Origin of the sequence: Acidisoma sp. S159, from assembly GCF_009766125.1 — a bacterium.
Classification (GTDB): Bacteria; Pseudomonadota; Alphaproteobacteria; order Acetobacterales; family Acetobacteraceae; genus Acidisoma.
Genome location: NZ_LMUG01000017.1, coordinates 55,438 through 68,828 on the forward strand (window position 1 = coordinate 55,438; position 13,391 = coordinate 68,828).

The window sequence follows — 13,391 nt, forward strand, 5'->3', positions numbered from 1 at the left end:
GGCTTGCACGGGCATTATACCTAGGTGTTGGTTTTGAAGTTTTGTCGCCTCGCCGGGCCTGTGAAGCCCAAGTCTTTCGCAGAGGGCGGCTTCTAAATTGCTTCGAATCAGGCGCGCTGGGTGAGGATCCCGCTAGGACCTTTGGAAGCGATGGACCGTCTTGCGCAAATCACTCCGGCTCAAGTCCACGCACAGGAGCCTGCCCTAACATATTGAACATAGAGTGATTCCCATGCCGGCGGGATTAAGGACGGCCTGGTCGAGAAATCGCGGCGATTGACGAAGGGTAACGGGGCATGAAGGGTTGACACCGTCGCCCGGGAGAGTTCAAAGCACTATGTACGGCTGCTCAAAAAATAGGCTATTCACCTAGACGCAACTTGCGCGACGGCAAATTCCGGTAGAGGGAGCGCTCATTGAAGCACGCTGCGCCAGAAATCCGGTTTGCCGGATCGAAGCTTGATAGGGCGCGACATGTCTGCGCCTTCTTCAATAGCAACGAGGAAGAATACGACGTTCTGCTCCCTTTTATAAAGGAGGGGTTTGAACTCGGCGATAGGGCAGTTCATGTCGTCAATCCGGGCCAGCGCGACGACCATTTGTTGCGTCTGACCACGGCGGGCATCGACGCAGCGGCGGCCGAACGACGTGGTCAATTCGAGCTCAGAACCAATGTTGAGACCTACCTGCGCGACGGGCATTTCGATCAGAACCAGATGCTACAAACTTTCGAGCAACTGGCCAAGGGAAGCGCCGATTCACCGAACGGCCTGAGTCGGATTGTCTGCCGCATGGATTGGGCCGCGGAAGATCGGTCGTATATTGACGACCTGATCGAATTCGAATCGCGCGTCAACGATGTGTGGTGTCAACACGACGATGCGGTCATCTGCACATATCATTTGTCGAAATTCGGCGGCGACACGGTGATCGATGTTATGCGGACGCACCCGATGGTCCTGATCGGAGGCATTCTGCAAGAAAACCCATTCTATTTGCCGCCGCAGGAGTTTCTGCGTGAATTCCGCGGCCGTCGATCCGGGGCGTAAAATGGACGATTCTCTGCAGCGGGCTGCGGCAGAGACCAGGCGCCTTCAGAATTGCATCAGTGATCTGGTCGGCGTACTCGCACTTCCGGCCGTTTGGGCGGGTTGCGAGCCGAGACAAATCGCCAAAATTCTTATTGACTCGCTTTATGGCATGCTTCAGTTGGATTTCGCTTACATCAGAATGACTGATGTATCGGCTGAAGCTCATGTCGAGCTGGCTAGAATGAGGGCGGGAACCCGCCCACAACCTTCACCGCAGGAACTGGGCGAAATCCTCCGTCGTTGTTTGGGAGACGAGCCACGAAGCTGGACCGCAGGGTCATGCAGAGTCTTCGCGGATGACGCCATTGTAGCCGTGCCCTTGCAACTGGGGCTCCATGGCGAGTTCGGTATGCTGGTGACCGGCTCTGCGCGTCCGGATTTTCCGCGGGATCATGAAACTGTCGTGTTACGATCGGCCTCAAACCAGGCGGCGATAGGACTGGACGGAGCGCGGCGGTTGACGGAGCGTAAGCAGGTAGCCGAAGAACTCGATCGACGAGTGGCGCAGCGGACCAGCCAGCTCGCGTCCGCAAATGAAGAACTGCGGCTCCAGGTCGGTTTGCTGCAACATCTTCCGGTCGCGGCATGGACCTTCGCGCCTGATGGCACACCGGACTTCGTCAATCAGAGCTGGCTGGAATACACCGGGCAGTCGAGTGCCTACGTTCAATCTCAGCCTGAGGCCTGGATGACTGCCTTACACCCCGACGATCGGGATATTGCATCGCGAGCCTTCTGGAAGGGGGTAGGTTCGGGGCGCGATTTTACCTTCGAAGTCCGCTTTCGTCGGGCTCGGGACGGAGCCTACCGCTGGCATCTTAATCGCGCCGTAGCGTGGTATGGCGCTGATAGAAATGTCCAGAGATTTGTCGGTACATCGACCGATATTGAAGAGCTCAAGCAGTCGCAGGAAGATCTTCAGCGAGCCGAGGAAAGAACAAGTTTAATCATCGACACTGCCTTGGATGCGGTGATCACCATGAATGCGGGAGGAATGATAACGAGCTGGAACGGGCAAGCCGCGCTCATGTTCGGGTATAGCGCCAGCGAAGTTATTGGCCAGCGTATGTCCGAGGTGGTCATGCCGGCGCGGTATCGGTCGGCTCATGAAACTGGCCTGCGGAAGTTCTTGCTCACGGGCGAAGGGCCAATCTTGCGGCGGAGGATCGAGGTTTCGGCGATCCGCCGTGATGGAGCCGAGTTTCCCGCCGAACTCCAAGTCGTGCCCATGCGGCTTGGTCACGACTGGGTATTCAGCGCTTTCATTCGTGACATCACGGAGTCTAAGTTCGCGGAAGGCAAACTTCGAGAGAGCGAATTCAAGCTCCGCGAAATGACCGAGACCATCCCGGAAATGCTTTGGAGCGCGACGCCAGACGGCAATCTCGATTACTGTAACGCTCGCATGCTTGACTATACCGGCTTGCCCGTTGAAACAATTATGGGGGCCGGTTGGGGCCGGTTGCTCCATCCAGATGATGTAGACCAGATGACACAGGCCTGGATGTCGTGTGTATCATCCGGCGCACCTTATCGTGCTGAGGTCCGTATACTTCGTGCCGCCGATCACAGCCACCGCTGGTGTGTGATAAGCGCCTTGCCGTTGCGTGATCGGGAGGGCCGCATCTTGAAATGGCACGGGACGGTCGTGGACATGCACGACTGGAAACAGGCGCAGGAGGAGTTGCGCAACACCCAGGCCGAGCTGGCACATGTCACTCGCGTAATGACAATGGGGGCGCTGACGGCGTCGATTGCCCATGAGGTCAATCAACCGCTCGCGGGTATCATCACTAATGCCAACACTTGCCTGCGGATGCTGGCTGCCGATCCTCCCAATCTCGTCGGTGCACGGGAAACCCTGCGGCGCACGATCCGTGATGGAAACCGCGCATCCGATGTCGTCGCCCGGCTGCGCTCATTATTTAGCAAGAAGAAACCTGCAAGCGAGCAGCTCGATCTAAATGAAGCGGCACGAGAGGTGCTGACGCTTTCGCGCAGCCAGCTTCAGACAAGCCGCGCAGTCCTGCGCCTGGAATTCGACGATGACCTTCCCCCTATCGTGGGAGACCGCGTGCAGCTGCAGCAGGTCATTCTAAACCTTATCCTGAACGCGGCCGAGGCTATGCAGGAAGTCGATGATCGCCCCCGATGGCTGGTCGTCAGGACTGCGCTGGTAGACGACGATCATGCATGCCTAACCGTTCAAGACGCGGGTGTGGGCTTCGACCCGCAGGTGGCAGAGCGACTTTTCCAGCCGTTCTATACGATGAAGGACGGAGGCATGGGCATCGGCCTTGCCGTAAGTCGATCAATCATCGAAAGTCATCACGGTCGCCTCTGGGCGGAACCCAACGAGGGTGCGGGCGCCAAGTTCAGTTTCACAATCCCGATGCGATCCCGGCTTGAGGAGACCCCCATCAGCGCGCTAGATGTCTAGACCAAATGTTCGCCTGAGGAGGGGTGACCCGTCTCGCAGTATGCAGGCTTTTCGAGGGTTGCGCCGAGTGGTTTGGCGCCGAGCCTCATGCATAGGAGACGGGTCGTGGAAGAGCTTATCACCTACGTTGGGCTGGATGTTCACAAGGACACGATCGCGGTAGCGCTTGCAGACGGCGGCAAGCGGGGAGAAGCGCGCGAGCATGGTATCATCGTCCACACCTTCTCTGCACTGGCCAAACTCGCCGCGAAGCTAGCCCGTGGTGGACGCGAACTGCGGTTCTGTTGCGAGGGGGGCCATGCGGCTACGGCATACAGCGGCAGTTAACCGAGGCTGGACATGGATGCGTTGTGGTCGCCCCGTCGTTGATCCCGCGCAAGCCGGGCGATCGGATCAAGACCGACCGGCGCGATGCGATCAACTTGGCCAAGCTTCACCGTGCTGGTGAACTAACGGCGGTTTGGGTTCCAGATCAGGCCCATGAAGCGGTCCGCGATCTGGTGCGTGCACGGCTGGCGGCGGTGCGTACCCTGCGTCAGGCACGCCAACAGCTCTCTGGCTTTCTTCTGCGCCACGGTCACCACTACAACCGACCGGCTTGGACGCTGATGCACCGGCGATGGCTGGCAGGGCTGACGTTTGAACACGCCATACATTACATTGTCTTGGAAGATTGTATTGCCGCAGTCGAGGCCGCGACCGCCCGTCGCGATCATTTGGAAGTCCATATAAAAGCGGCTTTGTCTGATTGGTCACTTCGGCCAGTCGTCAACGCGCTGCAGGCGCTTCGCGGTTTGGCGCTCGTCGCAGCCGCGACCTTGGTTGCCGAACTCGGCGACATCACCCGCTTCGACAATCCGCGCCAACTCATGGCCTACCTTGGCCTGGTTCCGTCCGAACACTCTAGCGGACAAACACGCCGCCAAGGTGGCATCACCAAGGCCGGAAATAATACGGCGCGGCGGATGTTGATCGAGGCCGCCTGGAGTTATCGATTCCCGGCACGGATCAGCCGGGAACTGCTGCTCCGGCAGGAGGGATTGACCAAGCCCATTCGCGAGACGGCCTGGAAGGCGCAGGAGCGACTGTGCCAGCGATATCGTAAGCTTGCGCGGGCGAGCAAACCGCCGACCGTTGTCACCGCCGCCATCGCACGCGAATTGGCAGGATTTGTCTGGGCGATTGCTAAACAGGTCCAGGCTGCCAACACATAATCCGTCGCTTAAGCCCTGGCACGACCGATAAGGAGATCGAATAACCCCAGGAAGCATCCAAAGCTGAGCAAGGCAGGCGGCACGGTCACGGCCAGGAGAACCCTCGCAAGCACTACCAGCCGGAGCTCATCCGACGCTGGATCCTAGACAGAGGAAGCTCCGCGACGCATCACCGGTCCGGCGGTAACCAACCCGCGTATCAGAGCATGATCAACCGTCGTTTCATGATCGTGTCGCCTGCCTTGCCCAGCGGAGGCCGTGCTGAAGGGCTCAGGAACGAGCGACAGATTTTCCGTGCCTGCAGCTTGAAGGGGCGAACATGAGAGTGCTTTGAGCTTGGCGGGTGCACGCGGCTTCCGAAGGCCGGACTTCGCCGATTCAATGACCTCGAATTTCAGCACTCGAAGAAGGATTCTCATCATGCGTTGCGCGAGGAGAGCGCTCTCCGGCCGTTGACAGTGGCTTTTCGTCGCCGCGTTGCAATATGGGCTAAGAGACGCGGGGAAAATGACCGAGGGAATTGCCCGACGCCGACTCTTGCCGATTCCTCAAAACGTCTGATGAGTCATAGGGCTCAGCAAAGCAAGCTGAAGAGACGCCGGCGAGTGGAGAGGCTTTCCGCGATTTCGTGCAATTCACGGTAGTGCCGAGCGACCCCGAGGAGTAAAATTGGGACATTTTCCACGAAGGGCCGGACCACCCGCCTGCTCCAACGACGCGCCGACGCGGTCAGACTACATCCGTAACACGATGGGTGCCAATCGACATTGATGCGTAACTGCGCCTCGATACGGTGCGCTCCGCTGACTGGCATCATGCCGGTTCACGGGAGTGCGACGCTTCGAACGCTACGATTCATGATCGCTTGCCAGTGCCCCGATCCACCCGTCCCAGCCTGCGCTGGAGAAGCTAATGGTCGATGCGCCTTACAATCGCACGAGGCGCCATATTTAGCACCCCTAACTCTAACCAGGAGCGCTCGCAATGAGTGTAGCTGCAACTCTGGGTCCAGCTGTTGTCTCTGTAGATATTGTCGCTGCCGCTGCCGCTCTGGTTCCCACGTTGCGTTCGCGGAGCGCGGAAACGGATAGGCTGATTAGACTACCCGACGCGACAATTGCCGACTTTCAGCAAGCTCGTCTTTTCGACATGCTGGTTCCGACAATGTATGGCGGCCTCCAAACTTCGCTGCGCAGCTACATGGATGCGGTGGTTCAGGTCGGGCGGGGGAGTGGTTCCGCCGCTTGGACACTCGCCTTGCTTTCGGCGGGTACCTGGACAGCGACGGCGTTTTACTCGAAGCAGGTGACGGATGCAAGATACTCCGTTACCGGAATGCCACTCACGGCAAGCGTGCTTGCCCCGCTCAAAGTGAAGACTAGGTCTATTGAAGGGGGCATCGTGATCGAGGAGGGTCTATGGAGTTTCAACAGCGGGGCACATCACGCGCAGTGGGACAATCTTGGTATTCCCATCAATGATGAGGCCGGGAAATTCGTTGGCCGCGGATCCGCATTGGTTCCCATGTCGCACATCACTTTTCTAAATGACTGGGATACGATCGGTTTACGGGGCAGCGGAAGCACCAGCGTCACCGCAAAGGATGTGTTTGTCCCAAACGAACGGGTTGCGCTGCTCAGCAAAGTGCTCAGGGAAGACTACGCCTCCGTCCATCTCCCAAGAAGATTGTACCGCATGCCGCTGCTTCCCTTTCTCGCAACCAACCTCGTGTTTCCCGCCTTGGGTATGGCGAAAGCCGCCCTTGAACTCTTTTTGGCAAAGGCACCAAACCGAGGCATCCCCTACACCTGGTACGAGAAGCAGGACGAAGCGGCGGTGACCCACCTGCAACTCGGGGAAGTATCCGCCAAGATTGACGCGGCCGAACTCATCCTCAGGCGGTCGGTCGACGAACTTGAAGCGAGCACGGACCGCAGCACGGCAATGACTCGCGAGCAGCGCGTGCGTATTTGGCGCGATGCGGGATACGCGAGTCAACTCATCTGGGAAGCAGTCGATAAGTTGGCGGCAGCGTCGGGCGGTTCTTTTGCAACGGCAGCCAATCCGATGAACCGATTGTGGCGCGATGTGCGCGTTGCGAGCCTCCATGGCGGCATATGCACCAGCACAACCATGGAGCTGTTCGGTCGGATCTTGTCCGGCAAGGAACCCAATACCGCGCTGATCTAGCTAAACCTTCCGCAGGCTGCCCACCCGGTCCAGACCAAGAAATCTGAGGTTGCAAAGCTTGCGCTTCATTTAGGAGGATCGGGTGACCATTGATGTGAATGCCTGCAGCGACACAGGTGTTCGCAGGCTTCGGGGCCAGCAGCCCGCGCAAGCTTAGAGACCACTCGCAGAAGCCGTGCCGTCCGGGTTGTTCTCCTTGGGCCGGCAGCTGGCGGCGTCTTCGACGCGACGCCACCTAGATCCGCAGCGCGAGAGTAGCCGATCGTCAGCGTTGCGGTGATAATCGCCGTGGCCGCAAACACAGCCGCATATTGGGCCGTTAGAAGACAAATCCGGGCGACGATTCTCGAGAGAGTGGTCCGCCACAGCCCGCATGGTGCAAGGGTGGTCATTTCCAAGGCGCACGAGGCGGTGAAGGTCACGATCATTTCCGCGTCGTCGCACACGAAAGGCATATGATGGCCTTTAAGGGATAGCTGCCTGCCCTGCGTCTGCATGATGCGGAAGCTGTAGCAGCGCCATCTGGTTTTCCAACGTCGCGTGTTGCAATTTGTCGCACGCCACAAAATGCTCAGTTACGGTGCCGTTGTAGCAGCTTGCAAAGGCCAAACTCGCTCGGTTTCCGGCGCAGCACCTATCGGAGAGCGCATTGTGAAATATTGCAACGATGGCGCGGCACGGCATGGTTCACATCCATATAGAATTGATGATCTGCCCATCAGGACCAGAGTAGTGGATATCTGAAGTGAAGAAATCTCGCTTGTTGATGGCGGCGCCGCTCGCTGGCATCGCCTTAGTCGTCGCATGGAAGGAGGTGCAGGCCCACGGAGGCGGCCACGCAACGACGCAATTGGTGCCTTCGCCTGTGCCCATCACGAGTGCACCTGTGCGGATTAAGGATGTGCCGATCTTCCTCGACGGTCTAGGGACCGTTCAGGCCTTCAACTCGGTTGAAATCAAGGCTCAGGTCACAGGCTTACTGATCGACCTTCCCGCACGCGAGGGGCAGGAGGTCAACAAGGGGGATGTCGTCGCCCGGATTGATCCCGCCTCCTTCAAAGCGTCGCTGGACGCGGCTGTCGCGCAGCGCAGCGAGGACGAGGCAGAGCTCCAGAGCGCTCAGCTTGACCTTCGCCGCTTCCAGGCCCTCGCCGCGCGTAGCTATGCGCCGGTTGAGCAGGTGGACGATCAACAAGCGACGGTGAGCAAGGAAGTCGCGAGCATTGCCGCCGATGAAGCCAATATCGAGAAAGCGCAGATCGATCTCGGCTATTGCGTTATTCGCGCACCCTTCGCCGGTCGCGTCAGCTTGTACCAGCTTGATGTCGGGAATTTGGTTCAGGCGGATAGTTCCACGGGCATTGTGTCAATCACGCAGGACCAACCGATCGCCGCTGTTTTGACCTTGCCTGAGGATGAGCTGCTTCAGGTTCAGAATGCCCGCGCAAAAGGGCCAGTGGCGATCGAAGCCTATGATAGCCAAGGCAAGGCGCTTCTTGCCCGCGGCACGCTACTCACGCCCAACAACGTGATTGATACGAGTACGGGAACCATCTCGCTCAAGGCGGAGTTCTCGAACACCGACGGGCACTTATGGCCTGGACAATTTGTGAACACGCGCGTGCAGATCGATACCCTACACAAGGCGGTTACGATACCGTCGCTGAGCGTGCAGCATGGGCCGGATGGACTCTTCGTCTATCTGGTGAAGCCCGACCAGACAGTGGCACAAACTGCTATCGATGTAGGCTACGTGGACAGCGGTCTGTCGGTCGTCACGAAAGGGCTTTCCGACCACGGAGTCGTTGTGCTCGCAGGCCAGTCACGACTGGCACCCGGAATGCATGTCAAAGTTACCAACACCCCGAAACAGGCTCGGCTCTCGGCTGGCCAGCCCGCTGTGGCAGATCCCTCCTAGGTTGTACTACCTTCCGTCTGTAGGACGCCAATAGCCGATGAGCATCTCCGCGCCTTTCATCAAGCGGCCTATCGCCACATCCCTCGTCGCGGCGGCGGTATTTCTCGTTGGACTCGCCGCCTATCCACTGCTTCCGGTAGCACCGCTCCCGAACGTCGAATTTCCGACGCTTACGGTCACGGCGCAGTATCCTGGTGCGAGTCCAGAGACGATGGCATCGACCGTCGCGACACCGCTCGAGACCGAATTCGGGCAAATGCTGCCGGGTCTGTCTCAGATGACTTCGGCAAGCGTGCTGGGCACGACGCAGATCACGCTACAGTTTGGCCTAACGACCAATCTCGGGAACGCTGAGACTCTTGTTCTGGAGGCGATCAACGCGGCCGAGGGTTCATTGCCGGCGGCCATGCCAAGCCCTCCGACCTTCCGGGCAATCAACCCGGCCGATAGTCCCATCATGATCCTGGCGATGCAATCCGATCAGGCCCCGATCACTGATGTCGATAGTTACGCCGAGAACGTCGTCGAACAGCAGATCTCTCAGCTTCCCGGGGTCGGCCAGGTCCTGGTGGGTGGTCAGCAGACCCCCGCCATCCGGGTCCAGGTCGATCCCGCACGACTCGCCGAGATGGGCCTCACCCTGGAAGATGTTCGCAGCGTTTTAACGAGCGCGACCGTCGATGATCCGAAGGGAAGTGTCGACGGCCCGGACCGTTCCTTCACCATCTATGCAAACGATCAACTCACGCGAGCCGCTCCCTATAACAATGTCATCATCGGCTATCGTAGCGGCGCTCCTGTCCGAATCAGAGACATTGGACGAGCGATCGCCGGACCGCAGAACCGTGAGCTCGGAGCCTGGACGAACGGCAAGCAGTCCGTCCTTCTTCTGGTCTTCAAGCAGCCGAATGCAAACGTCATTTCCACTGCCAATGGTATTAAGGCGCAGTTGTCCGCGCTGGAGCGGGATTTTCCAGCGGATATCCATCTCAACGTGGTGTCCGACCGCACGCTGACCATCCGGGCCTCCGTGCGGGATGTCGAGTTCACGCTCTTGCTGGCAATCTGCCTCGTCGTGATGGTGATCTTCCTGTTCCTCCGTAATGTCTGGGCCACAATCATTCCGAGCGTGACCATTCCGGTGGCGCTGGCCGGCACTCTGGGTGCGATGTATCTGTGCGGGTTCAGCCTCGACAACCTGTCGCTGATGGGTTTGACGATCGCCGTAGGCTTCGTCGTCGATGACGCCATCGTCATGCTGGAGAATATCTTCCGCCATATCGAAGGAGGGATGAAACCTGTCGATGCCGCGCTGCAGGGTGCGGGCGAGATCGGTTTCACCATCGTCTCGATTAGCGTTTCTCTGATCGCCGTCTTTATCCCGCTGCTGCTCATGGGCGGCATTGTCGGCCGGCTGTTCCGCGAGTTTGCGATTTGCGTGACGATGACAATCGTTATCTCGGCGATGATCTCTTTGACGCTGACGCCGATGATGGCCGCGCGGTTCCTCACTGCCGAAGCGCATCAGCATGGGCGCTTCTACAACGCGGTCGAGCGGGTGTTCGATGGCATGGTCGGATTCTACGCGAAGACGCTCGACGTCGCGCTGCGGTTCCGACTGATGACGCTCATAGTCTTTCTGGCGACGGTCAGTCTGACGTGCGCGCTATATGTCTTTATCCCGAAGGGGTTCTTCCCGACACAGGACACCGGCATCATCATCGGCATCACGGAGGTGGCGCAGGACGCCTCCTACACACAGATGGCAGCTCGCCAACAGCAGGTCGATCAGCTGGTGCTGCACGATCCCGCCGTAGCCTCAGTCGTTTCGTCCGTTGGCGCAGGAGCAGGTGGCCAGACGGCGAATAACGGGCGGATGTATATCACGCTCAAGCCATGGAATCAGCGTCCCGGGGAGGACGCCACGAAGGTGATCGAGCGTCTCGATCAGAAGATGGGTAGCCTCGCCGGTATTCGGCTTTTCATGCAGCCGGCTCAGGATGTCAGCGTGGGGGCGCGTTTAGGGCGGACACTTTACCAGTACACGCTGGAAGATACGAACCAGGGGGAACTGAATAGCTGGGCGCCCAAAATTCTGGCACGGATGCGACGGCTTCCGATTTTGGCCGACGTGACGTCGGATCAGGAGAATTCGGGAACGACCGAGACCTTGACCTACAGTCGCGACCAAGCATCGCGTTTCGGCATTCTGCCGGCCACCATCGACAACATCCTGTACGACGCCTTCGGGCAGCGGGAGGTCGCGCAGTACTTTACCGGGAACAAAGCTTACTACGTGGTTCTCGAAGCGACACCCGATGAATACGGCAAACTGGCTACGCTCGAAAAGCTTTACGTGAAGTCATCCTCCGGGGGCGCCGTTCCTCTATCAACGCTCGTACATGAGACATCGGTTCCGGTGCAACCTCTGGCGATCAATCACCAGAGCCAGTTCCCCGCAGTTACCGTCTCCTTCAATCTGAAGGGGAACGCCTCGCTGGGAGCGGCGGTCACGCAGGTGCAGAGCATGGAAGCCTCGATGGGGGTTCCGGCCACCGTGCAGGGAAGCTTCCAGGGGACCGCCCAGGCGTTCCAGGCCTCGCTCGGCTCCGAGCCGATCCTGGTGGCTGCGGCGCTGATCGCCGTCTATATCATCCTCGGCATATTATACGAGAGCTACATCCTCCCTCTGACTATTCTCTCGACACTCCCATCCGCCGGTGTCGGTGCTCTGCTGATGCTGATGATCTCCCACTACCAGCTCACCGTCATCGCGCTGATCGGCATCATCCTCCTCATCGGGATCGTCAAGAAGAACGGAATCATGATGGTTGATTTCGCCATCACGGCCGAGAGGCGCGACGGCCTATCATCCCACGACGCCATTCGCCAGGCCTGCCTCCTGCGCTTCCGGCCTATTCTGATGACGACCATGGCAGCGCTCTTCAGTGGGCTTCCGCTGATGCTGGAGAGCGGCGCCGGTTCCGAACTGCGCAAGCCGCTCGGCGTCGCCATGGTCGGCGGGCTTCTGCTCAGCCAGGTGCTGACGCTCTATACGACACCAGTGATCTATCTTTATCTCGACCGGCTACAGCAGGTGCTGACACCGGCGCGGAAGAAGCGCATGCCGCGTCTTGCCAACAAAATGTCGGGGCAGCCGGCCGCGGCAGAGTAGGTGGGGAACACTTGCCCCGGGGTCGATCTGCAGTTGCTGCCCTGGCGACGTCGCAATCGCCTGCCCGTCAAATGCCGATCCCCGCTCGGGCTTATGGAACAGGACAACGCCGCCAGCAAAGTAACGCGGCATTGTTTTTGCGCGCAGCCAACTCCCTCGATAATTGTCTGGCTCCCCACCTAAGCGCGTGGAGTTGCATCATCGCCGTGGCCTCTGCGGGCTGTCTTTCAGGTTCCGAGAGCTAACGCCCTCACGCGCGCTGGAAGATAGCGTCCTGCAGCAGACGCGGACCTCGGGCTCTGGGACAAGCTCGGCACAGCGCCGGAGCCGACCGAGAGCACTGTCCCAAGCCGAGCGTGCCGCCGCCCGCTGGAACTCGCTCTCTGGTCGGTAGAATGGCAATAACCCCTCAAACCATTTCGCCATTTCCGCACACAGGTGAATGCCGACGCTTATTGTATCGACTTAGCACCGAATCAAATTAGCCAGCAGCTTTTTTTACAGCGCCAACCGTTCGGTCTTTACTATTTCGATCCGGTTTTCGGTGCGAATCAGATCCAGACGTACAGAGTTTAAATGAACATGGAATTGGTGGCCGACCTTTATGGTGAACTAAACCATTGAGTAACTTGGTGTCCAGTTGGCGCCGCATAGATCGCTTGATCTTGGAATCCGCGTAGGCGGTCTGCAGATCAGATGTCTTCCCAATCCTGGGGCACGCTACTTTCAACTCAATCTCTAATATCGCACAAGGAATTACAAAATGTCTGGCTATACTTACCCCACCGCGCCGTTTGCCATATCCACTTCACAGATCACCACGGTCACAACGCCTTTCGTTGACACCGCAGCGATAGAAGACGAAACTGGGGAAGTCGACGTTGTATCAACGCCAGCCTCATCGCAATGGTCCGTATTTCCCGAGGCCCCTGCATCGAACACCGTCTTTATCCAAGGCACTGTTGTCGGTGGCTCGACAATTACGATCACCTATACGGGCTTGTCGGGCGAAGAGGTAACCCTGACAGGTGTAGTATTTGAGACGAGTCCGAATTACTACCTCGTAGCCCTCAACGGGGTCATCGGAGGCGGCTTTTTAACCGGAGGCGAGTATATACAAATAAGCAACGCGGCAAACGACGCCAGAACTTCCGTCACATACGGGCCGCAGAACGACGCGGCGCCTGTTAGCGGTTACAATGAGGACACCACGCCTTTTAATGGCGACTCGGCCTCGGCTCCGCTCTCACCCGCGCTCCAGTCTGGGGCAGTTGTGACGATAGGTCCAGACAACCTGCTGCCTGACGGAACGCCGGTTTCTGGCGGAACGGTCCTGGCGGGCGCGACGTTGATTGTCGATGCG

General features: G+C 58.7%; 6 protein-coding genes and 1 pseudogene. All 7 read left to right on the forward strand.

Annotated elements, in window-relative coordinates; genetic code table 11:
- Nucleotides 1–416: 416 nt before the first annotated feature.
- Nucleotides 417–1,049, forward strand: a complete 633-nt coding sequence (locus GSQ92_RS07095; RefSeq protein ID WP_158801609.1) for an MEDS domain-containing protein — start codon at nt 417–419, stop codon at nt 1,047–1,049.
- Between the two features lies 1 nt (nt 1,050).
- A complete protein-coding gene (locus GSQ92_RS07100) occupies nt 1,051–3,531 on the forward strand; it encodes a PAS domain S-box protein (protein WP_159013247.1) in 2,481 nt (826 codons plus the stop codon).
- Between the two features lie 105 nt (nt 3,532–3,636).
- Nucleotides 3,637–4,745: pseudogene (locus GSQ92_RS07105) on the forward strand (IS110 family transposase).
- A gap of 1,164 nt (nt 4,746–5,909) precedes the next feature.
- Nucleotides 5,910–6,935, forward strand: coding sequence for a hypothetical protein (locus GSQ92_RS07110; RefSeq protein WP_216849918.1), 1,026 nt, complete (start codon nt 5,910–5,912; stop codon nt 6,933–6,935).
- A 745-nt stretch (nt 6,936–7,680) separates the two neighbouring features.
- Nucleotides 7,681–8,853 (forward strand): efflux RND transporter periplasmic adaptor subunit, encoded by a 1,173-nt coding sequence (locus tag GSQ92_RS07115; RefSeq protein ID WP_158801605.1) that lies wholly within the window; start codon nt 7,681–7,683, stop codon nt 8,851–8,853.
- A 37-nt stretch (nt 8,854–8,890) separates the two neighbouring features.
- Nucleotides 8,891–12,028, forward strand: a complete 3,138-nt coding sequence (locus tag GSQ92_RS07120; protein WP_159013248.1) for an efflux RND transporter permease subunit — start codon at nt 8,891–8,893, stop codon at nt 12,026–12,028.
- Nucleotides 12,029–12,791: 763 nt separating this feature from the next.
- Nucleotides 12,792–13,391: hypothetical protein (locus tag GSQ92_RS07125; protein WP_216856766.1), on the forward strand; the 600-nt coding region annotated here is incomplete at its 3' end.

Excerpts from the sequence above, each read along its gene's own strand:
- GSQ92_RS07100 (WP_159013247.1), top strand. The coding sequence starts at position 1,051 with ATGGACGATTCTCTGCAGCGGGCTGCGGCAGAGACCAGGCGCCTTCAG.
- GSQ92_RS07110 (WP_216849918.1), top strand. The coding sequence starts at position 5,910 with ATGTATGGCGGCCTCCAAACTTCGCTGCGCAGCTACATGGATGCGGTG.
- GSQ92_RS07120 (WP_159013248.1), top strand. The coding sequence starts at position 8,891 with ATGAGCATCTCCGCGCCTTTCATCAAGCGGCCTATCGCCACATCCCTC.